General features: G+C 74.0%; 19 protein-coding genes. 7 read left to right on the forward strand and 12 right to left on the reverse strand.

Translation table 11 applies throughout. The features are described from left to right. Positions 1-53 precede the first annotated feature (53 nt). A complete protein-coding gene (locus AB852_RS16465) occupies positions 54-1,721 on the forward strand; it encodes a penicillin-binding transpeptidase domain-containing protein (protein ID WP_079184657.1) in 1,668 nt (555 codons plus the stop codon). Between the two features lie 235 nt (positions 1,722-1,956). On the opposite strand, the gene AB852_RS16470 is transcribed toward AB852_RS16465, so the two are convergent. Next, positions 1,957-2,706: a DUF4118 domain-containing protein gene (locus tag AB852_RS16470; RefSeq protein ID WP_073788782.1), complete on the reverse strand. Its 750-nt coding sequence runs from the start codon at positions 2,704-2,706 to the stop codon at positions 1,957-1,959. Between the two features lie 154 nt (positions 2,707-2,860). On the opposite strand from AB852_RS16470, the gene AB852_RS16475 reads away from it, so the two are divergent. Further along, complete coding sequence (locus tag AB852_RS16475) at positions 2,861-3,709, forward strand: hypothetical protein (RefSeq protein WP_143201241.1); 849 nt, start codon at positions 2,861-2,863, stop codon at positions 3,707-3,709. 21 nt (positions 3,710-3,730) lie between these two features. Here AB852_RS16475 and AB852_RS16480 read toward each other — a convergent pair whose 3' ends face one another. Continuing rightward, a complete protein-coding gene (locus tag AB852_RS16480) occupies positions 3,731-4,642 on the reverse strand; it encodes a dihydrodipicolinate synthase family protein (RefSeq protein WP_073788786.1) in 912 nt (303 codons plus the stop codon). 71 nt (positions 4,643-4,713) lie between these two features. Here AB852_RS16480 and AB852_RS16485 point away from each other — a divergent pair, with 71 nt between their 5' ends. Next, on the forward strand, positions 4,714-5,622 hold the full coding sequence (locus AB852_RS16485; protein ID WP_073788788.1) for a LysR family transcriptional regulator: 909 nt from the start codon (positions 4,714-4,716) through the stop codon (positions 5,620-5,622). A 180-nt stretch (positions 5,623-5,802) separates the two neighbouring features. On the opposite strand, the gene AB852_RS16490 is transcribed toward AB852_RS16485, so the two are convergent. Further along, entirely contained in the window at positions 5,803-6,720 is a 918-nt protein-coding gene (locus AB852_RS16490) for a helix-turn-helix transcriptional regulator (protein WP_079184658.1), read from the reverse strand. 102 nt (positions 6,721-6,822) lie between these two features. Between AB852_RS16490 and AB852_RS16495 the strand changes: the two genes are divergently transcribed. Next, positions 6,823-8,235 carry an MFS transporter gene (locus AB852_RS16495; protein ID WP_073789212.1) on the forward strand — a complete coding sequence of 471 codons (1,413 nt, stop codon included), beginning with the start codon at positions 6,823-6,825 and terminating at the stop codon, positions 8,233-8,235. Between the two features lie 125 nt (positions 8,236-8,360). Here the strand turns inward: AB852_RS16495 and AB852_RS16500 are convergent, their stop codons facing one another. Beyond that, positions 8,361-9,728, reverse strand: coding sequence for an amidohydrolase family protein (locus tag AB852_RS16500; protein ID WP_073788792.1), 1,368 nt, complete (start codon positions 9,726-9,728; stop codon positions 8,361-8,363). A gap of 430 nt (positions 9,729-10,158) precedes the next feature. Between AB852_RS16500 and AB852_RS16505 the strand changes: the two genes are divergently transcribed. The 3 genes from AB852_RS16505 (at position 10,159) to AB852_RS16515 (ending at position 12,992) form a co-directional block, all read left to right on the forward strand. Continuing rightward, positions 10,159-10,866: a helix-turn-helix domain-containing protein gene (locus tag AB852_RS16505; RefSeq protein WP_178391033.1), complete on the forward strand. Its 708-nt coding sequence runs from the start codon at positions 10,159-10,161 to the stop codon at positions 10,864-10,866. Positions 10,867-11,013: 147 nt separating this feature from the next. Next, positions 11,014-11,601, forward strand: coding sequence for a DUF6309 family protein (locus tag AB852_RS16510; protein WP_073788794.1), 588 nt, complete (start codon positions 11,014-11,016; stop codon positions 11,599-11,601). Between the two features lie 302 nt (positions 11,602-11,903). Beyond that, entirely contained in the window at positions 11,904-12,992 is a 1,089-nt protein-coding gene (locus tag AB852_RS16515; RefSeq protein ID WP_073788796.1) for a response regulator, read from the forward strand. A 16-nt stretch (positions 12,993-13,008) separates the two neighbouring features. Here the strand turns inward: AB852_RS16515 and AB852_RS38650 are convergent, their stop codons facing one another. The 8 genes from AB852_RS38650 to AB852_RS16555 all read right to left on the reverse strand — a co-directional run bounded on the left by AB852_RS38650 (position 13,009) and on the right by AB852_RS16555 (position 22,550). Further along, the gene (locus tag AB852_RS38650) at positions 13,009-13,455 is read right to left on the reverse strand and encodes a hypothetical protein (RefSeq protein ID WP_107499255.1); all 447 of its coding nucleotides are present in this window, start codon (positions 13,453-13,455) and stop codon (positions 13,009-13,011) included. A gap of 354 nt (positions 13,456-13,809) precedes the next feature. Then, entirely contained in the window at positions 13,810-15,357 is a 1,548-nt protein-coding gene (locus AB852_RS16525; protein WP_073788798.1) for a class I adenylate-forming enzyme family protein, read from the reverse strand. Between the two features lie 73 nt (positions 15,358-15,430). After that, on the reverse strand, positions 15,431-16,246 hold the full coding sequence (locus AB852_RS16530) for an ABC transporter ATP-binding protein (RefSeq protein ID WP_073788800.1): 816 nt from the start codon (positions 16,244-16,246) through the stop codon (positions 15,431-15,433). Beyond that, positions 16,243-17,229, reverse strand: coding sequence for an ABC transporter ATP-binding protein (locus AB852_RS16535; protein ID WP_073788802.1), 987 nt, complete (start codon positions 17,227-17,229; stop codon positions 16,243-16,245). The genes AB852_RS16530 and AB852_RS16535 overlap by 4 nt, the downstream gene beginning before the upstream one ends. Beyond that, positions 17,226-18,182, reverse strand: coding sequence for an ABC transporter permease (locus AB852_RS16540; protein ID WP_079184663.1), 957 nt, complete (start codon positions 18,180-18,182; stop codon positions 17,226-17,228). The genes AB852_RS16535 and AB852_RS16540 overlap by 4 nt, the downstream gene beginning before the upstream one ends. After that, positions 18,179-19,126, reverse strand: coding sequence for an ABC transporter permease (locus AB852_RS16545; protein WP_073788804.1), 948 nt, complete (start codon positions 19,124-19,126; stop codon positions 18,179-18,181). Before AB852_RS16545 ends, AB852_RS16540 begins: the two co-directional genes overlap by 4 nt. A gap of 17 nt (positions 19,127-19,143) precedes the next feature. Then, positions 19,144-20,784 carry an ABC transporter substrate-binding protein gene (locus tag AB852_RS16550; protein ID WP_178391034.1) on the reverse strand — a complete coding sequence of 547 codons (1,641 nt, stop codon included), beginning with the start codon at positions 20,782-20,784 and terminating at the stop codon, positions 19,144-19,146. An 89-nt stretch (positions 20,785-20,873) separates the two neighbouring features. Next, positions 20,874-22,550, reverse strand: a complete 1,677-nt coding sequence (locus AB852_RS16555; RefSeq protein WP_073788808.1) for a CocE/NonD family hydrolase — start codon at positions 22,548-22,550, stop codon at positions 20,874-20,876. Between the last annotated feature and the right edge of the window lie 30 nt (positions 22,551-22,580).

The following is a 22,580-nucleotide window of genomic DNA, read 5'->3' on the forward strand; positions in this document are numbered from 1 at the left end:
GGACGGGATAGGGCTCTTGGCCCGGGAGCCGTCCGGCCTGCTGAGCTGGGGCCATGTCCGACAACAACAACGACGACGACAACGACGACAACGACTACAACGCGCACCACGGCCGCACGGCCTCCGGCCACGGCTCCGGTACAGGGTCCTCCCGGCCCCGGCGGCGGCTGCTGCCCGTGGCCGTCGCCCTGGTCGTCCTGGCCGGGGGCGGCACGGCGGCGTGGAGCCTGCTCGGCGGGGACGACGGGAAGCCCGACGCGCGGACCGCCGCGGTCGACGGCTTCCTCGACGCGTGGGCCCGCGGCGACGCCGACCGGGCCGGAGCGCACACCGACCGGCCCGCGGCGGCCTCCGCCCGGCTGACGAAGCTCGCCGAGGACCTGCCGGCCCGGAAGGTCTCCCTCGTCCGGGGCGCGCCCACCGATCAGGGCGGCCACCGGTTCCGTGCCACGTTCCGTCTGCCGGGCGGCGGCACCTGGGCCTACGACTCGTCGGCGCCCGTGGTCCGCGCGGACGGGCGCTGGGTGGTGCGCTGGAGTCCCGCCGTGCTGCATCCCCGGCTGACCGAGGGCAGCGAACTGGCCCTGCGGCCCGACACCGGGAACCGCGGGGAGCTGCGGGCCGCCGACGGCAGCCCGCTCGGCGGGCTGGCCCCGGCGCTGGTCGGCAGCCCCGGGAAGAGCGGTCTCCAGTACCGCTACGACAAGCGGCTCGCCGGGAGGCCCGCGGACTCGGTGGCCATCGTCGGCACCAGCACCGGCCGGACGCTCGCCACCCTGCACACCGCCGAGGGCCGCCGGGGCGAGCCCGTGCGGACGACCCTGGACCCGGCCGTCCAGCGGGCCGCCGAGGGGGCGCTGAAGGGGCTGGACAAGAACGCGGCGGTCGTGGCCGTACGGCCGAGCACCGGGGAGATACTCGCCGCCGCCGACAATCCGCCCACCGGCGCGAACCGTTCCCTGCGCGGACGGTACGCGGCGGGCTCCGACTTCAAGGTGATCACCGCCGCCGCGCTGATCGGGAAGGGGGTACGGGGCGACACCCCGGTGCCCTGCCCGCGCTACGAGCGGGTGAACGGCCAGCGCTTCGAGAACCAGGACCTGTTCGCGCTGCCCGCCGGGTCGACGTTCCGGGAGGGCTTCGCCCGGTCCTGCAACACCGGCATCATCGGGCTGCGCGACCGGCTGGACGACGACAGTCTCAGCGAGGCGGCCGGATGGTTCGGCATCGGCCCGGAGTGGAACGCGGGCACCACCACGTACGACGGTTCCGTGCCGCGCACCACCGGCGAGAACGACAAGGCCGCCGCGATGATCGGGCAGGGCCGGGTGGAGGCGAGTCCGCTGGTGATGGCGTCGGTCGCGGCGACGGTGAAGGACGGGACGTTCCGTCAGCCGGTGCTGGTACCGGACGCGGCCGGGAAGCGCGCGAAGGCCACGGCCCCGCTGCCCGCCGGTACGGCGGCCGAACTGCGGTCCCTGATGCGGGCGGTGGTCACCGAGGGTTCGGGCGAGGCGCTGCGCGGGCTGCCCGGCGAGCCGGGCGCCAAGACCGGCACCGCGGAGTTCGGCACCGATTCGCCGCCGCGCACCCACGCCTGGTTCATCGGCTACCAGGGCGATCTGGCCTTCTCGGTGCTGATCGAGGACGGCGGGTCGGGCGGCGCGGACGCGGGTCCGGTGGCGGCGGAGTTCCTCGAAGCGGTGGCCGCGGGCGGCTGAGCGGGCGGCGGGTGGCTGAGCAACGGGCGGCTCGGCGGGTGGCGGGCGGCCGAGCGCGGGCGGCCCAGCGGGTGGCGGGCCCTGGCCGGACGCACCGTCGCGGGGGCGGTGGTGGCCCGGTCGGCGCCGGGCGGGGCCTGGGCCGGGCGGGACCTGGGCCGGGCGGACGGTGCCAGGCGGGCGGGGTACGGGCGGGCCGAGGTCGGGCGGAGCGGGGCCGGGCGGGCCGGGGCCGTCAGGGGCGGGGTTCCGGGCCCGCGGTGTCGAGGGCGGCGCCCGCCTGGTCGGCGAGGATCACGGCGACGAGCCGGGCCGTCAGGGGCGGGGCCGTCCCCTCGGCGGGGGTGAGCATGAAGCGGCCCTGGTAGTGGCCGTTGCCGATGGCCCGCAGTTCGATCTCGCCCCGGGGCCAGCCCCGCTGGTCGACGTCCCAGCGGCGGCGTCCGGCGCTGACCCCGCCGTCCTGCTCAAGCCGGGGCGGGTGGCCGAGCAGGGAGCCGTACTCGAAGCGGCAGTCGCGCAGCTGGAGCAGTTCGGTCAGCTGGCCCTTGACATGGGTGACGACCGCGTCGGCGGAGGTCGTGGCGCGGGCCAGTTCGGCGGTGTCGTGGATACGGGCGAGGTCCGCCGCGCCGGTGACCACGACGACCTCCAGACGCCGGGCCCGGGCGCCCAGCTGGGACACCACCAGGCCGACGGCGAGGAGCAGGACGGCCGTCTCGACGTCGTCGGCGGCGTCGATACCGAGGCTCTGGTAGGGGCGGGTGAGGAGGAAGTCGAACCACACCGCGGCGGACACCGCGGTGAGCGCGCCCGCCACCCGGTTGCCGCCCGCCGCGACAGCGACGACGACCACGACGAGGACCAGTGCCGCGTTGGTGTGCGACAGGCTGTCCCGGAAGGGCACGAGCAACAGCGCGACCAGCGGCGGGCCCACCAGGGCGGCCACCACCGCGACACGGTCACGCAGGGGGTACTTGGTCACTCCGTCACCTCCGCCCCACTGCTTACCACGGAGGCTCCCGGCAACCGGGGCGCCGCGCCCCCTTGAGGGCGCGTTCCACGGTGACCCCGGGCGGGCCGTCGTGCGGCGACCGTCGCGCTTGGTCGCCCAGGTCCGCCGCGCCTACGATCCGTGCATGAAGAACCCTCCTCCGGCCTCGCGCCCGCAGCCCCTGACGCTTCGCTCCGGCCGTTCCGACCGGATCTCGCTGGAGGACGGAGCCGTTTCGCTGACGCGGGGCGCGGTCCGAAGGCGCATACCGCTGACGGCCGTCGAGGAGGCCCGGACACCGGACGGCCGGACCCTGGAGATCGTGCTGACCGCGGCTCCGGGCAGGGCGGCGACCACGTACCGCTTCACGAGCCGCTACGCGGCGACGCTGGCCGCGCTCCGTGACGCGGTCAACGCCGGGCGGCCCCCGCGGGACGTGCACACGCCCCGTGTCGACGGGGAATCACTGGTGGAGGTCGTGGCACGGGAAGCCGCGGTCCGGCTCCGCGACGACATGCCACGGGTCCGCCGCCTGATCGGTGTCGCGCTGTATCTGGCGGGCCTGGCGCTGATGCTCGTGGCGGGGGACGGGGACGCCGTCCTGTACTGGGCCTTCGGGGCGGTGACCCTGGCCGGGGTGGTGGGATCGGTCAAGATCGTCAAGGGGCTGTGGCTGCGGATCGTTCTGCGGGGACGCGGCGTCACCGTCACGGCGGAACACGAGCTCTCCGACGACAGGAAGAACCTCTACCGCTTCACCGACACACAGGGTGTGGAGCACCGGGTTCCGATCGGCTTCGACACACAGAGCCATCAGCATCCGGAGCAGATACAGGTGACGTACGACCCGAACCGCCCCGGACGGGCCACGTCCGTACTGCCCTCGTCGGTCGTCCTCGCCCAGGTGAGCGGGCTCGTGCTGCTCGGTGTCCCGGCGCTGGTCTTCACCGCGTACGTGTTCCTCTATCTGCCGGTCGAGGTGCTGTTCCTCTGAGCGCCGCGCCCCCGGCGCCGGTCACGCGGCCGTCACCGTCCCCTCCACCTCCGTCAGCAGCCGCAGCGCCCGCGTCACACTGTCCGGCCGGGCGGGCAGCAGCGGCAGCCGTACCTCGGCGGTGGGGATCAGGCCGCGTTCGTGCAGGACCCCCTTGACGACCGCGGGGTTGGGTTCGCGGAACAGCGCGGCCGACATCCGGGCCAGGGCGTGCCCGAGGTCCCGGGCCCGTACGGTGTCACCGGACCGCCAGGCGGCGGCGAGTTCGGCGAACCGGCCGGTGGCGAGATGCGCGGAGGCGAGGATCGAGCCGGAGGCGCCGAGCGCGAGGAGCGGGGAGACGAAGACGTCGTCGCCCGCGAGGACGGAGAACCCGGGCACCGGGTCGCCCAGCAGTTCCATGGTGTCCTGGGTGATGGCGCCCGGTGCGTACTTGACTGCGGCGACGCCGGGAATCCGGGCCAGCGCGCGGAGCGCGTCCACGCTCAGCGGCAGCCCGGTGCGGTAGGGGATGTGATAGACGATTAGCGGGACGGGGCAGGCCGCCGACAGCCGGGTGAAGTGGGCGACGACGCCTTCCTCGGACGGGCGGGTGAAGGCGGGGACCGTCACCAGCGCCGCGCTCGCCCCGGTCCCGGCGAGGCCGGCCAGCGCCCGCTCACCGGCCCGGGTGTCGTTGGACCCCGCGCCGACCGTCAGGTGGGCGCCGCGTTCCTCGCAGACCCGGGCGCAGACCTCCACGACCGTCCGCCGTTCGTCCGCGTCGAGCACGGCGGTCTCGCCTGTCGTGCCCAGGGCCACGAGTCCGGTGGCGCCCGCGTCCAGGGCGGCACGGGCGAGCGCTTCGAGTGCGTCCGCCGCCACCGTCCCCTCGGCGGTGAAGGGGGTGATGAGCGGTACGTGGAGCCCGTCGACGGGTGTGTGCCAGGTCATGTGGCAAGGGTGGTCCGCGGGGTAGCGGTAGGTCCAGTTCGCGTTTCCGAGCCGACACGTAAGCTGAACTGATGCTCGATGTCCGGCGTCTGCGTCTGCTGAGGGAGCTGTCGCACCGGGGCACCATCGCCGCGGTCGCGGAAGCGCTCTCCTTCACGCCGTCCGCCGTCTCCCAGCAGTTGAGCGTCCTCGAACGCGAGGCGGGTGTCGCCCTGCTGGAACGATCCGGGCGGCGGGTCGCGCTCACGCCCGCCGGTCAGCGGCTGGTGTGCCGTACGGAGGACGTGCTGGAGCGGCTTGAGCTGGCCGCCGCCGAACTGGCCGAGGCGCGGCACGGCCCGTCGGGTCCGTTGCGCATCGGGGCGTTCCCCAGCGCGACCCGGGCGATCCTGCCCGCCGCGCTGACCGTGCTGGACGCCAGGTATCCGGGGCTGGAGCCCCTGGTGTCGGAGACCGATCCGGCGCGGGTGGCCGACGCGCTGCGGGCGGGTGACCTGGATGTCGCGCTGCTGCACGAGTACGACTTCGTGCCCGCGCCCACCGAGCCCGGACTCGCGGTCGAGCCGCTGTGCGCCGAGCCGATGTACCTGGCGTCGGCCGCTCCGGCCCGTACGACGGGGACCGGGCTGTCCGTGCTCGCCGGGTGGAGCGCCGCCCCCTGGATCACCGCGACGCCCGGGACCCTCTGCCACACGATGACGGTACGGGCGTGCCAGGCCGCGGGCTTCACCCCCCATGTCCGCCACCGGGTCGACGACTTCACCACGGTGCTCGCGCTGGTGGCCGCCGGTCAGGGGGTCGCTCTGGTGCCGCGTCTCGGGCTGGTGGACGTACCGGCCGCCGTCTCGCTGACCCGGCTGCCCGTGCGGCGGCGCACCACGATCGCGTACCGCCGCGGCGCGGGACGGCATCCGGCGATCACCGCCGTGGCCGAGGCGCTGCGCGGCGCGGTCCCGGCGGAGCTGGCCGGGGGGTCGTGACGCCGACGGGGTGGTGCGACGGGCACGGGGGCGGGGCCGGTGCCGGTGGGGCGGTACTGAGGATTGGCCCGGGCTGATGGCGGCCGGATGGTGTCGGGGTGACGGCCGCCGCCGTTCGGTGCCGGTGGCGACCGGGGTCGTGGCCGTGCCGACCGGCGCCCCCCGCGCGACCGGACGCGATCAGTACGGGCCGGCCGGGGCCCTGGGCGCGTGATCCGGGCAGTCCGGTGCGGAGCAGCGCGCTGGTGGGTGTGCGAGCAGGGCCGTGACGCGGTCCCGGGAGCGGTCGTCGGCGGGTGTGTGGACGACGATCCGGGTCTCGGGGGTGCCGGCGAGGTCGAGGCTCGTGCTGGTCAGCCGTACTTCCCCGACCTCGTCGTAGTGCAGGACCCGGGTCCTGGGGCCGGGCTCGGCGACGTCATGCGCGCTCCACATCCGGGCGAACTCAGGGCTGGCGGCGGCCAGTCCGTGGACGAAGCGCGTCCAGGAGGGGTCGGTCAGATGACGCCCGAACGCCGCCCGCAGCATCGCGACCATGGGGGTGACATCGGCGATCGGGTCGATGAACAGATTGCAGCACGACCTCGCGGTGAAGTGCTGCCGGAGCACATTGCGGCGCTCGGGCGGTTCGGCCACGAAGCCGTGGAACAGCCTCGCGTACGTGGCGTTCCACGCCTTCAGATCGAAGCGGCTGGAGTAGACGGCGGCGGCGAGCGGACCGAGGGCGTCGAGGATGAGCTGCACCTCGGGGCCCAGGGGGCGTTCCTCCACGGCAGCGGTCGGCGGGACGGTGGGGACACCGGCCAGCCGGTACAGGTGCTCGCGTTCGGCGTGGTCGAGCCGGAGCGTGCGGGCGACCGCGTCCAGTACCTGGGTGCTGGCGTTGATCGGGCGGCCCTGCTCCAGCCAGGTGTACCAGGTGACACCGACCCCGGCGAGCTGGGCGACCTCCTCGCGGCGCAGTCCCGGGGTGCGCCGTCGGATGCCGGGCGCGAGACCCACGTCGGCCGGGGCGACACGGCCCCGGCGGCTGCGCAGGAAGGCGGCCAACTCGGCCCGGCGCGAAGGTCGGTGGCTCGATACCGGTGCGGTGGTCATCCGGCCATCCTGACCGAGGGCCGGTACGGGTACCAGGTGCTGTCGGTACCAGGATCACCGGGCTTCTGCCACCGTTCCCCTCCGCGCCGCACGCTGCTCGGCATGACCACACCCAGTTCACCGGCCACGGCCCTCCGGGGCGGGACGCGGCCGCTGCTCCTCGTCGTGCTGGCCGGGCAGTTCATGGCGATCCTCGACGCCACCATCGTGACGGTGGCGGCGCCGTCCGTCCGCGCGGATCTGGGCGCCTCCGGGGCGGCCCTCCAGTTCGTCGTGGCCGGGTACACGGTCGTGTACGCGGTGCTCCTGGTCACCGGCGCGCGGCTGGGCCGGATGTTCGGTCACCGGCGGCTGTTCCTCATCGGGCTCGCCCTGTTCACGGTGGCGTCCCTGGCATGCGGTCTCGCCGGGACGACCGAACGGCTCGTCGCCTTCAGGCTGTTCCAGGGTGCCGGGGCCGCGCTGATGGTGCCCCAGGTGCTCAGTCTCATCCAGCTGGCCTTCGCGGGCGCGGCCCGCGCGCGGGCCGTCAGCGCGTACACGACCGTGCTGGCGGGCGGGGCCGTCACCGGGCAGGTGCTCGGCGGGGTCCTGACCGGCGCGGACATCGCGGGCTCCGGCTGGCGTCCGGTCTTCCTGGTGAACGTGCCCATCGGGCTCGTACTGCTGGTGGCCGCGGCACGTCTGCTGCCCGTGGACCGGCTGCCCGCCGACCGTGCCCGGGGCGCGCGGGGACTCGATCTCCCGGGGCTGCTGACGCTGTCGTCCGCCGTACTGCTGCTGGTCGTGCCGTTGACGGTGGGGCACGAGTGGGGGTGGCCGGTGGAATGCCTGTTGATGCTGGCGGGCAGTGCGGTGTTCTTCGGTGTGTTCGCCGTGACCCAGCGCACCGCGGCCGTGCCGCTGCTGCCGCGCGCGGTGCTGCGGGCGCCGGGGGCGGTGCCCGCGACCATGGCCGTCTTCCTGATGATGGCCGGGTACGCGGGGTTCCTGTTCGCCATGACGCTGTACTTCCAGGGCGGTCTCGGGCTGTCCCCACTGGCGGCGGGTCTGGCCTTTGTCCTGCCCGCCCTGGGATTCGGGCTGGTGGGGCTGAACTGGCGGCGGGTCCCTGCCCGGTACCACCACGGGCTGGTCCCGGCGGCGCTGGCCGTGTCGGCCGCGGGCTACGCCGGTGTGGCTCTGGTCGCGTCCGGGCTCGGCCCGGCCGGTCCGCTGTACCAGCTGTCCGCGACTCTCGCGGGTGCGGGGATGGGTGCGGCGTACGGTCCCGCGCTGCACGCGGCGCTGTCGCGGGTGGCGCCCCGGGACGCGGCGGACGCGAGCGGGCTGACGGCGACGGCGACCCAGCTCGGGCAGGCCGTCGGGGTCGCGGTGCTGGGCGGTGTCTACCTCGCGATGGCACCGTCCGCCACGTCGTCGGGTACGGCCGGGGCCGGGGCGGCCGTCAACCTCGTCGCCGCCTGCCTCATGCTGCTGGCCGGACTGTGCGCCGCGTTCATCCCCCGCCGCTGACCGCACACGCCGGGCTGTCCGCGGCCGGGCGGGGCGTTGTCCTGCCACGGCCGCCGGGGTCGTCGGCCGTGGCAGAGGCCGTCGGCCGCCGGTTCAGGTCGCCGGGTTGTCGGCCGCCCGTGCCGTCAGTAGCCCGCCGGGTGGAAGCGTCCGCCCTGTTCGACGCCCGCCCGGGCGAGGACGAAGTCACGTGAGCGGTCGACCTGCTGGACCACCTTGCGCTCGTCGACGCCGACGAGGCGCCCGCCGGACTTCACCCGGCGCCCGGCGACCCACACGGAGTCGACCAGTCCGGGATGGCCCGCGAGCACGACCGCGCCCGCGGCGTTGTTCATCGGCGCCATCTCGATACCGTCCGCCCGGAGCTGCACCACGTCGGCGTCCTTGCCGGGGGTGAGGGACCCGATGCGGTGGTCGAGCCGGAGCGCCTTGGCACCGTTGATGGTGGCGAACTCGATGGCGTCCTTGGTGCTCACCGGCAGTTGCTCGTCCAGGGTCTCGCCTCGGCGCGCGGCGTCCGCGTGGGCGAAGGCGCGTTCCACGAGGAGCACGGTGCGCATCACCTGGAAGAGATGGCCGCTGTTGCAGGTGGCGATGTCGATGCCGAGGCTGGGGGCCATGCCCACGTCGAGCAGGCGCCGGGTGGCGGGCCAGCCGTGGCCCATCTGCATCTCGATCTCGGGGGTCATCGCGGCTGAGCAGCCGGAGTCGGCCATGATCCGGAACTCGTCGTCCGCGAGCGAGTTGCAGTGCGCGCACACCACGTCGGGGCCGAGCAGTCCGTTCTCGGCGAGCCAGGCGACCGGGCGGTCGCGTCCCCAGGCGCCGTCACCGACATGGACGGAGATCAGGACGCCCAGCTCCCTGGCGAGTGCCCAGTCGTCGAGGGTGACGTCCTTGGTGGCGTACTGGGGACCGCGCAGGGCCATCCCCATCCGGACGAGCTGGTCGTCGGAGGAGAAGTGCTGGGCGCGTACCCGGCGGGCGTCGGCGGCGTTCGTCGGGCGGTCGCTGACCGGGAGCCATTCGTCGTTGCTGTTGCCGTAGCACATGACGAATCTGCCGTGGGTCGCCTTGAGGGCCTCGACCGCCGCGTCCGCGTGCTCGGGGGTGTTCATGTTGTGCGACCAGTCGAGGACGGTCGTCACACCGCCGTTGAGTGCCTCGTAGGCCCCGGCGAGGTTCCCCGCGTAGACGTCCTCGGGCCGGAAGTGTCCGCCGAGCTGTACGCGTACCCCGGCGAAGTACTGGCTGAGGGTCCAGTCGGCGGCGATGTTGCGCAGCACGGTCTGCCAGAGGTGGCGGTGGGTGTCGATCATGCCCGGCATCACGATGGTGCCGCGCCCGTCGACGATCTCCGCACCGTCGGACGGCAGGTCGTGTCCGACCGCGGCGATCCTGGTGCCCTCGATGAGGAGGTCGGCACCGTCGAGGTTCCCGAGGGCCGGGTCGACGCTGATGATCGAGGCGTTCTGGATGAGGGTTCGCTTCACCACGTTCTCCTCTGCATTGAGCTGGGCTGCCCGCACGGAGGCCGGGGGGTGTGGTGGCGCCTCTCGTCGTCCGGTGAGCGTAGGAACGCGCCGCGCGCACTGTCAAGCCTCACTGGACATGTGGCGCGGGGTGGCGCGTCGGGCCGCGCACGGCTCCCGGCAACGGGCGCGGGCGGGCCGGGCGTTGGGCGGCGACCACCACGGGCGACCTCGCGAGGATTACCGTACGTGATGAAGTGTGCAGTTCAGAGGAGTACGGGGAGGAGTATTGGGGGGCTTTCTGCGGCCCCTCGGGCGGGGAGGCCCGTAGCGCGTCCTGGAGGCGCGTCGCCGCGCTCCCGGGACCGTTCCGCAGGTGATGCGGCGGGCGGGGCGATCACCTTCGTGCAGTCTGGCTGCACATCCGGGTGTGCGGTCTAGACTGACACGCGTGACGCAAACGACCCCCGCACAGGCCCCGGACCCCCGTACCGCAGCCCTGGGCGGGCGGCTGAGGTCCGCGCGTCAGGCGCGGGGCGAGTCGGTGCGCGGGCTCGCGCGCCGGATCGGCTGTTCGGCGAGTCTGCTCTCCCAGATCGAGCTCGGCAGATCGGCGCCCTCGGTGGGAGTCCTCTACAGCCTGGCGGGCGCACTGGAGGTGTCCACCGACTTCCTGCTCCGGCCGGGGGCGGCGGCGGACCCGGCGGGCGGGGGCGGCCCCGGCGCCGCCGGGCGGCGCTCCGGTACGCCGGACATCCCGGCCTCCGACGGCTTGCGGTCGCTGCGCAGACTGCCGCCGTCCTACCCGGCGCAGATCCAGCGGGCCGACGGCCGCCGCGCCCTCGACTTCGGCAACGGTGTCCGCTGGGAACGGCTGACGACGGTGTCGGACGCCCAGGTCGACTTCCTGGAGATCGTCTACGAGCCGGGGGGCTCCTCGGACGAGGACGGTCACGGCGCGGGTCATGAGGGCTTCGAGTACGGAGTGGTGACCGAGGGCGAGCTGACCGTCCAGGTCGGCGACGAGGAGTGCGTACTGGGGGTGGGTGACTCGATCTCGTTCGACTCGCGCACCCCGCATGTCTTCGGGAACACGGGAACGGTGACCGCGCGCGCCATCTGGTTCGTCGTCCACGACACCCTGCCCGGGAAGCGCTGACGAGGCGATGGGAGCACCCTCGCGGCCGGCCTTCAGGGCCGGACCGAACTCCCGTGCATCACCCATCATTTGGCACACTGGGCCGAAGGCGGTCGTCCCGTGCGCGCGGTGGCGCTCCCCGCGGGAGGCAAGGGTGAAGGGGAAGCGATGAAGATCCTGGAAGCCGTCACGTTCGACGTGGTGATGCGGCACTTCGCGCAGGAGCATCCCTTCGACGACACATACGCGGACAACTACAACGACGACGCCGAGGTCAACCTCCGCGGCGCCGAGCGGCTTCTCGGCGGGCTGTGGCACAAGGTGCTGCTGGAGCGCGCCGAGCTGTTGTCGGTGGTCCTGCCCTGGCACGTGGGTGAGTACGGCGAGGTGGAGCTGATCCCGCCGACCGGACTGACCGTGGCCGGGACCGCCGACCGGCTGCGCGCGCTGGACTCCTCGTACGCGCGGACCAATCCGGCGTGCGCGCGGAAGCTGGAGTACCAGTCGGGCTCGCCCCGGCAGCCGGTGTTCCTCAGCACCCGGACGGTGCCCGGCGCCGACTACGACGAGATGACGGCCCGGGAAGGGCTCATCCATCTGGACGGGCTGCACCGGATGCTGGCGTGGGAGCGGAGCGGTGCGGAGATGGCCGGGGCGGGGGTCCCCGCGTATGTGGCGGGGCTGGGACCCGCCGAGGTACTTCGGTACTCCGACGGGCCCGCCCGCGAGTACGGGATCGTCACCCCCCGCCCCTAGCGCCGGTTCCCCGGCGCGCGCAGGTCGTCGCGCTCCGGCGTATCGGTCGCCATGCGGGGCTCGCGTGATGCCAAGTTCGCTCCAACGTTGCCGATGTGGCGATGAGGCCGCGCAACGGTCCGCGGGCGTTCCATGCTGTGGCTCTCCCTCCGGCCGCCGCCGGGGTGAGTCATGGGCCGCGATCCGGCGGACGTCCGGCACGCGGCCCCGACGGAACAGGGATGCGATGGACCCCTCACGCGAGCCGCCCCGGGCGGCCCCGGCGTTCCCACTGACGGCTCCGGCCGGGACGGAGGACGGCCATGGGTGAACTGCGGCCCCTCGGGGAGGGCCTGACACCGGAGTCCCGGGCGCTGGCCCAGGCGTTGCGGGAGCTGTTCGACGGGCTGGAGGTGTCGGTGCGGCGGTACGCGGCGCGCCGGACCCGTGACCCGGGGACTTTCTCGCGCTATCTGAGCGGGGCCCGGGTGCCGCCCTGGGAGGTGGTGACGGATCTGTTCACCGACCTCGCCGAGCACCGGGGGCGGCCCGCGACCCCGGAGGCCATCGAGCATGTCCGGGGACTGCACCGCGCGGCGGTCGCCACGGGCGCGTCGCCCCGGCACGCGATGGAGGTGCTGGAGCAGCAGCTCGCGGACGCCGACCGGGTCTCGCGCCGCTCCAGTGTCCGGGGCGACGTCCTCGGGGACGCGCTGCTGGACCGTCAGCACCGGATCGCGGATCTGGAGGTGCGGCTGAGCCAGCTGGAGGCGGAGTGGAGCGCCGAACGGGAGCGGGCGGACCGGCTGGCGTCCGCCCACCCCGATGTGTCGGAGCTGCTGCGCGAACGGGACACCCTGCGGGACGAAGTGGCCCGGCTGGGGTCCGAACTGATTGCGGCGCAGAAGCAGCGCGGGGAGGCCGAGGACCGGTGCGAGCTGCTGGAGCGGCAGTTGGAGGCCATCGACCGGGCGCAGCGGTCCTCGGTGCCGCTGCCGGGCGCGGCCCCGGCCGCGCGGGGCATGCCGAAGATCCTGGCGGTGGACGACCAGCCGCACAATCTGCTCGCCATGAGCGCGGTGCTCGCCACCCTCGACCAGGAGCTGGTGGCGGTCTCCTCGGGCCGGGAGGCGCTCAAGGCGCTGCTGCACCACGACGACTTCGCGGTCATCCTGCTCGATGTCCAGATGCCGGAGATGGACGGCTACGAGACCGCCGCGCACATCAAGCGCAGACGTCGCACCCGGGATGTGCCGATCGTGTTCCTGACGGCGATGGGCGCGGACCCGGAGCACACCGCGCGCGGCTACGCGGCCGGAGCGGTCGACTACATCGCCAAGCCGTTCGATCCCTGGGTGCTGCGGGCGAAGGTGGCGGTGTTCACCAGCATCTTCCTGGAGCGCCGCCCGTGAGACCGGACGGCGGACCCTACGGCCAGGCCACCAGTTCGAGGAAGACCAGGTACGCAGCCAGGGCGAGGAACGGCGCGGGCGCCGCCATCAGCGCCCGGCGTGTGCGTGCGGAGGTCCGCCACGGCAGGGCCCAGGACGTGACCAGCAGACCGCCCGTGAGGGCCAGGATCCCCATCGCGACGAACAGGGCGGGAGCGAAGCTGTCGTCGAACCGTGCCGCGTCCGCCGCGTCGCAGGAGCCGCAGGCCATCGGGGAGAAGAGGACCGTGGTGGCGAGGAGAAGTGCGGACGGGAGGGCCGCGAGGGTTCCGGTCAGCGGGGCGATCCAGGCGAACCGGTCGCGGGGCGCGACGGCCCGCGGAGCCCGGACGTGGGCGGGACGAGCGGCGGCCGGGCGGACCGGGGCGGTACGGACGGGCTCGGGGTGGGGGTGGGGGTGCGGGTGCGGGGGGTGTGCGGGCATGTGTCCAGCCAACCGCCCCGGCCCCGGCGCCGCCTGAGCACCGCTACCCAGACGCCGCGCGTCCGGTACTCATACGGATGCCGCGCGTCCGGTACTCGTAGCCGTTGCCGTGCGTCCGGTACTCGTACCGTTGCCGTGTGCCCGTACCCGACTCGCCCCGACGCACGGCGTCTTGGCCCTGCGGCGGTCCGGACCGGAGGGCGGGGGCGGGGGCGGGGGCGGGAGCAGGGGCGGGCGACACAGGCAGGCAGGCAGGGCCGGACGGCGAAGGCGGGTAGCGAGGACCGGGGCGGCGGACGGGCGGGCGCAAGGTAAGGCAGGCGGGTCCGGGCCTGGGGCAAGCGGCCGGACGGGTCAAGGTTTCCGGGTGGGTCGAGGTGTGGGGTGGGCGGTGAAGGCGTTCAGCAGCTCGCGGCGCATGATCTTCCCCGAGGAGGTCTTCGGCAGATCGGGGACGAAGCGGATCAGCCGGGGCCGTTTGTAGGCGGCGAGCCGGGGTGCGGCGAAGGCGGACAGTTCGTCGGCGGTGGCGGTGGCACCGGGCGCCAGGACGACGTACGCGCAGGCGAGTTCGCCCTTCACCGGGTCCGGTACGGGGCCGACGCCGACCAGCGCGACGGCCGGGTGCTCGGCGAGGACGCGTTCGATCTCCGCCGGGTAGACGTTGTAGCCGCCGGTGATGACCATGTCCTTACGCCGGTCGACGATGAAGACATGGCCGGTGGCGTCCATGGTCGCGATGTCGCCGGTGCGCAGCCAGCCGTCGCTGTCGATCGCCTCGGCGGTGGCCCCGGGGTCGCCGTGGTAGCCGAGCATGACGAGCGGGCCGCGGACCATCAGTTCGCCGGGTTCGCCGGGCGGGGCGTCGCGGGTGGTGTCCGCCAGGTCGGCCACCCGGGTCTCGACACCGGGCAGGGAGACCCCGATGGAGCCGGGCAGCGGGGGCGCGTGCACGGCGTGGGTGATGCCCAGACCGCTGATCTCCGTCATCCCCCAGAGCTCGATGAGGGGGGCGCCGCTGCGCCGCTCCCAGCGGCGGATGGTCGCGGTGGGCATGGTCTGGCCGCCGACCGTGCAGCGGGTGAGGGACGACAGGTCGGCGCCGTCGAGCGACGGGGCGGCGAGCATCATCGCGTACATCGCCGGGACGCCTTCGAACAGGGTGGCGCGGTGCTCGCCGATCAGCCGCAGCGCCTCGGCGGCGTCGAAGCGTTCCATCAGGACGACGGTCCCGCCGACGAGGAACGTCCCGTTGATGACGACGTTGCCGTAGACATGCGGGGCGGGCAGCGCGGTGACGACGACGTCGTGCTCGGTGCGGCCGTGCATGGTCGCGGTGAGCGCGCAGTTGAGCAGGACGGCGCGGTGGCTCTGCACGGCGCCTTTGGGGTGCCCGGTGGTGCCGGAGGTGTAGCCGATGGTGCAGGGGGCGTCGGGTTCGGCCGTCCGGTGCGGGGCGGGGCCGTCGGTGGCGAGGAGGGCGTCGAAGGCGACCGTGTCCTCGGCCGGACCGCCGAACGTCACGACCAGGCGGGGCCCGGTCGGGTCGCCGCCCGCGCCGAGGACGGCGGGGGCCTGTTCGGCGGAGGTGAACACGGCGGTCGAACCGCAGTCGTCGAGCACATGGGCCAGTTCGGCGGGGGTGAGCATGACGTTGACGGGGTTGACGACCGCGCCCGCGCGCAGCGCGCCGTGGTAGGCGGCGATCCACTCCCAGCGGTTCTGGGCGTAGAGCGACACGGTCCGGCCGGGCCGGACCCCGTGGGCGGTGAGTGCGGCGGCCACCCGGTCGCAGGCGGTGTCGAGTTCGGTGTAGGTGAGGGTGCGGTCCGCCGTGATCAGGGCGGTGCGGTCGCCGTGGCGGGCGGCGGTGTGCCGCAGGATGTCTCCGGGTCCGTTCATCCGAGCCTCCGTCGGGGGGTCCGGCGCGCGCTGGGCCGGGGGTGCGGTGCGGTGGTGGGCGGTTGGGCCCGGGTCATGGGGCGCGCCGGCCGGGGACGCTGTCGCGCAGCAGCCGGGTGCAGGGGTGGCGGGGATCGTCCAGCACCTGTGCGGTGGGGCCCTGTTCGACGATGTGGCCGCGCTGGAGGACCAGGACGCGGTCGGCGATGTGCCGGACGACGGCCAGGTCGTGGGTGATGAAGAGGTAGGCCACGCCGGTGGCGTCGCGGATGTCGGCGAGCAGGTTGAGGATCTGGGCCTGGATGGACACGTCGAGGGCGGAGACGGCCTCGTCGAGCACGATCACCCGGGGGTCGGCGGCCAGGGCGCGGGCGAGGGCGACGCGTTGGCGCTGGCCGCCGGAGAGCGCGGCGGGCAGCGCGTCGGCCTGTCGTGCGTCCAGGCCCACGGAGGCGGCGATCCTGGTGGCGCGGTCGGCGCGTCCGGCGCGGTCGAGGGAGGTGTGCAGCCGCAGGGTCTCCGCGATGGCGGCGCGGGCGCTCTGGCGGGGGTCGAGGGAGGTGTAGGGGTCCTGGAACACCATTTGGAGCTGGGCGCCGCGCCGGTGGCGTTCGGCGGAGCCCCGGGCGGGGCGGCTGCGGTCGGTGCCGAGGACGGAGACGGTTCCGGCGGTGGGGTGTTCGAGGCCGGCGAGTATCCGGGCGGCGGTGCTCTTGCCCGATCCGGACTCGCCGACGACGGCGAGGCACTCCCCCGCCGCGAGGTGGAAGTCGGCGCCGGCGAGGGCGACGAAGCCGTCCCGGGGGCGGCCGGGGAGCCGGGGCCCGCCGGTCGGGTAGACCTTGCGCAGACCGGTGACCTCGACGACGGTCTCGGGGCCGGTGCTCATCGGGTGGCCTCCCCGGGGGCGGGTGCGGCCCCGATCTCGGTGACGCGGTCGCAGCGGACGAGTCCGCCGTCGTGCGGTGCCAGGGGCGGGCGGGTCTCCCGGCAGGGGTCGGCCGCGTGGGTGCAGCGGGTCGCGAAGGCGCAGCCGGGTGGCGCCTCGAAGGCGGAGAGGGGGCGGCCGGGGATGACGGGCAGCCGGGCCGCGCGGGTGCGGGTGCCGGGCCGGGAGGCGAGCAGGCCCCGGGTGTAGGGGTGGAGGGGGGCGGTGGTGAGGAGGTCGGCGCGGTGGACCTCGTGCAGGGAGCCCGCGTACATGACGGCGATCCGGTCGCAGCAGGCGGCGGCGAGGTCGATGTCGTGGGTGATGAAGACGAGCGCGGTGCCGTTCTCGCGGCGCAGTTCGTCCAGCAGGGCGACCACCTCGGCCTGGGTGGTGACGTCGAGGGCGGTGGTGGGTTCGTCGGCGAGGACCAGCCGGGGTGCGGCCAGCAGGACGGAGGCGATCATGACGCGTTGGAGCATGCCGCCGGACATCTCGTGCGGGTACTGGCGCAGGCGCCGGGTGGCGTCGTCGATGCCCACCCGGTCCAGGATCGCGGCGGCGGCGGTACGGCCGGCGCGTCCGGCGGGGCCGGTCTCCGTGAGGAAGTCCCCGATCCGCTGCCGGGGGTCGAGATGGGCGCGGGCGTCCTGGAAGACCATGCCGGTGCCCCGGCGGGCGGTGGCGGCGGCGGCCCGGCCCGCGCGGCCCGGGGCGTACAGGTCGGTGCCGTCGAGGAGGACGGTGCCGCCGACGGCGCTGCCCCGGGGCAGCAGTCCCATGACGGTGCGGGCGGTCATGGACTTGCCGGAGCCGGACTCACCGACGATACCGAGGGCCTCGCCGGGTGCGAGGTCGAGGGTGATGTCGGTGACGACCTCCCGGAGGGTTCCGGCGACCGGGACGCGCACCGACATTCCGTCGAGGCGGAGCAGTGGGTTCATCGGGTCCTCCGGGCGCGGATACGGGAACGGCGGGCGCGTCGGGGGCGGGTGCCGTCCGCGAGCCGGTCGCCGAGGAGGGTCAGGGCGACGACGGTGGCGACGATGAGCGCTCCGGCGTACACGACCTGGGACGAGTGGCCCTGGAGGACGGCCTGGGCGTCGTTGACGAGGACACCCCAGTCGGCCTGGGGGCTCTGGACGGCGAGTCCGAGGAAGGAGAGCGCCGCGAGGTCCATGAGGGCGCCCGCGAAGGCGATGGGGAGCTGTGCGCCGACCACGGGCGCGATGTTGGGCAGCAGATGCCGTACGCAGATCGCGGTGGCGGAGTGGCCCTGGACGGTGAGTGCGGCGATGTAGGGCATGGCGCGCTGGCGCAGGGCGGCGCTGCGGGCGACCCGGGCGACGTACGGGAGGTAGGCGACGGCCAGGGCGAGGACGGCGGGGGTCTGGCCGGGCCGGAAGACGGCGACGGCGAGGACCGCGAGGAGGATGGCGGGCAGCGAGAAGACGATGTCGAGGAAGCGTCCGGCGAGGGCGTCGGCCCAGCCGCCGCGCCAGGCCGCGGCCAGCGCGAGCGGCAGTCCGACGACAAGGCTGAGCAGGACGACGAGGGCGGGTCCCGCGAGGCTGGTGCGGGCTCCCCACAGCAGCCGGGAGAGGATGTCGCGGCCGGTGCCGTCGGTGCCGAGGAGGTGTTCCCCGCCGGGCGGGGCGTACACGTCGAGCAGGTTCTGGGCGTCGGGGTCGTGGGGTGCGACGAGTGGTGCGAGGGCGGCGCCCGCCACGACGAGGACGATCCAGGCGAGGGCGACGAGCCCGGTGACGCCGAGTCGGGCGCGCAGCCGCCGGACGGTGGTGGTGACGGTGGTGGCCGTCCGGCGCGCGGGGCCGGGCCGTTGCGCGGCGGCCTTCGGTGACGCGGGTGCCGTCGGTGCGGTCGGTGCCGTCGTCATGGGGTTCCTCCCTGGCGCAGCCGGGGGTCGAGGAGTTGCTGGGCGACGTCCACGAGGAGGTTGACGAGGACGAAGCCGGTCACCATCAGCAGGGTCACGGCCTGCACGGTGGGGAAGTCCTTCTGGTTGACGGAGCCGATGAGCAGGGACCCCATGCCGGGCAGTCCGAACGCGTTCTCGACCACGACGGTCCCCGCGAGCAGGGCGGCGACGAGCAGTCCGCCGACGGTGATGAGCGGTGGCGCCGCGTTGGGCAGCACATGGGCGCGGATCACCCGCCGGGTGGGGACGCCGCGGGCGCGGGCGGTCTCCACGTACTCCTTGCCGAGTTCGGCGCGGACCGCCGCCCGGGTGACCCGGGCGAGCAGCGCGGACGAGATCAGCGCGAGGGACAGGGCGGGCAGGACGAGCGCGTGGAGGGTGCCGGGGAGTCCGGGGCCGCCCGCTCCGTACGCGGGGAACCAGCCGAGGCGGACCGCGAGGACGGAGATCCCGAGGGAGGCGGCGACGAACGCCGGGACGCCGGCGGCCGTCGCGGTGGCGGCGGAGACCAGGTCGTCGGTGCGGCCCGGCCGCAGGGCCGCGAGCAGCCCGAGGCCGAGGCCGAGGACGGCGATCAGCACGGCGGTGACGGCGACGAGGGACAGGGTCGTCCCGTAGACGGCGTCGATCCGGGCGGCCACCGGCTGGTTGCCCACGAAGGAGGTGCCCAGGTCGCCTTGGAGGACGTCACCGAGCCAGTGGAGGTAGCGCACCATGAACGGGTCGTCGAGCCCGTACTGTTCCCGGACCGCGGCGCGGCGTTCGGGGGTGGGCGTGCTGTTGCCGAGCAGCACCGACTCGGGGCTGCCGGGGGCGAGGTAGAGCCCGGCGAAGACGACGAAGCTGGACACCGTGAGGGTGACGAGCAGCCCCGCGAGCCGTCCGGCGAGGAATCGTGTCATGGTGCGCGCTCCGGGTCTCAGGGGGCGCCGACGGCGGCGGCCCAGGGGCGGCCCATGTACCCGAAGGTCAGGGGCACTCCGGCGACCTTGTCGCTCAGGTAGACGGTGGCGCGGGGCGCGACGATCGGTATCCAGGGCAGGTCCTGGGCGAGTCGCTCCTGGGCCTCGATGAGGAGGTCGGCGCGGGCCCGGTCGTCGGTGGTGCCGAAGGCGCGGGTGATCCGGTCGGCGACCTCGGGGTTGTCGTAGCCTCCGTAGTTCTGGGGGCCGTCGGGGGTGGCGATGAAGCCGTACAGGAACGCCGGTTCGGTGATCTGGATGTAGTTCATGGTGAGGAAGGCGTCGTAGGGTTCGCGGGCGGCGGGGTCGATGAACATCTCCCCGTACTGGGCGAGGGGGAGACCGACGATCTCCATGTCGAGGCCGATGCGTTCGGCGGTCTGCTGGAGGGTGGTGGCGACCTCGGCGTACAGCTCGATGCCGGTGGGGTAGGCGAGTTTCACCTTGCGGCCCTCGGCGCCCGCCCGGGTGATGAGTTCCTTGGCGGCGGCGGGGTCGGCCTTCACGGTGAGCTCGTCGTAGGCCCGCTGGAACCGGTCGCGGGCGTAGCCCCAGGTGCCCGGTCCGGCGACGGCGTACAGCGGGTCGGCGGCGGCGGAGAAGATGCTGCGGGCGATGCCTTCCCGGTCGAGGGCGCGGGAGAGGGCCTGGCGGGTGCGGGGGTCGGCGAGGGGGCCTTTCCTGAGGTCGCTGACGACGAGGTCGAGGTTCTGCGGTGAGCTGCCTTCGGCGCCGGTCCAGAGTGTGCCGCCGTTCGCCTTGGCGAGGGTGGGCACCAGCGGGGAGGGGATGTTGAAGCCGCCGTCGACGGCCTTGCCCGCGATGGCGTTGCCGAGGGCCTTGGCGCTCGCGGGGAAGACGAAGGTGACCTTCTTGGAGCGCACCGCGCCGGCGTCCCAGTAGTGGTCGTTGCGTTCCATGGTGAGGTCGCCCGCGCCGTCGAAGGAGGTGACCCGGTAGGGGCCGGTGCACAGCACACCGGCCTTGGGGGTGCCGAGGTCGGCGCCCTTGGCCTTGGCGTGGGCGCGGCTGACGACGGAGCCGCCGAGGGTGGCGAGGACCTTGACGAAGACGGCGTCGTCGGTGCGGAAGGCGATCTTCACGGTGGCGGCGCCGGCGCCGGTGCCCGCGGTGATGGAGGCGACGTTGGCGTACAGCGAGGCGTACGAGGAGACGGTCCTGGTGTCCCTGTTGCGTTCGAGGCTGTACACCACGTCGGCGACGGTCATCGGGGTGCCGTCGGCGAACTTGACGCCGTCGCGGACGGTGAGGAGCAGGGTCCGGGGGTCGGGCTGTTCCCACTTGGTGGCGAGGCCGGGTTCGAGGGTGTAGTCGCTCTTGACCCGCAGCAGCGACTCGCAGATGTTCGGCAGGACGGTCTGTTCGGGGTAGTCGGCGTTCTTCACCGGGTCGAGGCTGTAGGGGGCGCGGTAGTCGCCGTACCAGGTGTAGGAGTCGAGGTCGCCCTGGGCGGCGGGGGTGTCGGAGCGGTCCTTGGCGAAGGCGGTGGGCGCGGCGGCCTTCCCGCCGCCCCCGCCGCCGCACGCGGCGAGGGTGAGGGCGGCGGTGACGACGGCGGCGAGTACCGCGGTGCGCACGGGTCTTGGTGTGGTGGGGCGGGGTCTCGCGGTGGTGAGGGTCATGAGGGTGGTCCCCTTCGGTGGCCGCTGCGGGCCGTCGGCCGGCTCTACTGGGCGGGGCCGTCGCAGACGGTGAGGGTGAGGTGGGTGCGGTCGCCGCCGGTACGGAGGGTCTGTTCGGCGGGGCTGAACGCGGTGGCCTGCCAGAGGTCGCCGTCGGTGCCGGGGTGGGGGGCGTAGAGCGGGAAGTCGCTGCCGCAGAGCTGGAGTCGCAGCCGGTGGCCGGCGCGCAGCCGGTAGCCGGTGTGGCCGAGGTCGACCCGGGCGGCGAGGGGTCCGCCGCCGGGGATACGACGCTGACCGCGCACGATCATCCGGGCGGTACCGTCGGGTGCGACGTCGTGGAGCTTGACGAAGAGATGGCCGGCCGCGGCACTGGTCCCGATGTCGACGGTGGCGGTGACGGGGCCGACGAGGTCCAGGGGCGCGGTGACGGGCGCGCCGGTGAAGGTGAGGACGTCGGGCCGGTCGTGGACGGACTGCTCCTCGGGGTACTCCTGGAGATGGACCCAGGGGTCGCGGACCGGGGAGGGCACGGGGTCGAGCGGATCGTGGGTCCAGCGGACGGCGGCGGGTTCGCGTTCCCGGGCCTCGGTGAGGGTGCCGCCGTCGGCGCCGGTGGTGGCGAGTGCCGCGTCCGTGGGGTAGAGCCGCAGTTCGCGGGCGGCGGGCGGCGGCCAGGAGGTGGCGGTGCGGGTGCCGTCGTGGCCCTGGTACCAGGTCGCGCGGGGGAAGGCGGCGGTGTCCCCGCGTCCCGCGACGAAGGTGTCGAGGAAGTCGAGGGTGCGGCCCAGATAGCGGGGCAGGACGGCGTCCAGGACGCGTTCGTCGAGGGCGTGGTCGTGCTCGGGGCGGACCGGTGCCTGGTCGAGGTGGTAGGTGTGGTGGTCGCAGGCGTCCGCGTCGAGGTAGGTGTGCGGAGCCCAGCGCGGGTCGGCGAGCTGCGCGGTGTGGTCGCGCATGGAGGCGTCGATCAGGTTGTCGAACCAGCCGACGCGGTGGAGCACGGGCACGGGCCGGGCGGCGAACGGCGGCCGGGTACGGAAGGGGTCGACGGGTGGCCGTCCGGCGATGACTCCGTCGACGGCGGCGGAGCGGTGGCCGATCGCGGTGAAGGCTTCCTCGAAGAGGTCGCGCAGCGGCCGTACCGACCAGTCGACCTCGTAGGCGTACAGGCCCTGGTCGACCCACATATGGGCGAAGTAGTTGGCGTGGTAGAGGGACAGGGCCGCGTCGGGGGTGGTGCCGGTGAGGCCGCGGAGGTCGGAGATCTCCAGGCTGGTGACGCGCGGGACGATCGCGCGCAGCGCGGGGTGGCCGCTCGCGGCGCCCGCCCACTGGGTGTAGCCGTGGTAGGAGTCGCCGACCATGGCGACGGAACCGTCGGACCAGGGCTGTGCGGCGATCCAGTCGAGGGTGTCGTAGGTGTCCTCGATCTCGTGGACGAAGGGGACGGTGTCGCCCTCGGAGCGGAACTTGCCGCGGACGTCCTGGGCGACGAGGACATAGCCGCGTTCCAGGTAGAGCGGGGCGAGCTTGTGGACCGCCATATAGGCGCTCGCCTTGTCGTAGGGCATCCGGCTGACGACGGCGGTGTGCTTGCGCGGGGACGCCGGGAGGTACACGTCCGTCGCGAGGCGGACGCCGTCGCGCATGGGGACCATGTGCTGTTCGGCGCCCGCGTGCAGCGGGGACGGGCCGACCCGCAGGAACTGGAAGGTCATGGGATATCTCTCTGGACGGCGTTCGGGAGG

Source organism: Streptomyces uncialis (genome assembly GCF_001905345.1).
Taxonomy (GTDB): Bacteria; Actinomycetota; Actinomycetes; order Streptomycetales; family Streptomycetaceae; genus Streptomyces; species Streptomyces uncialis.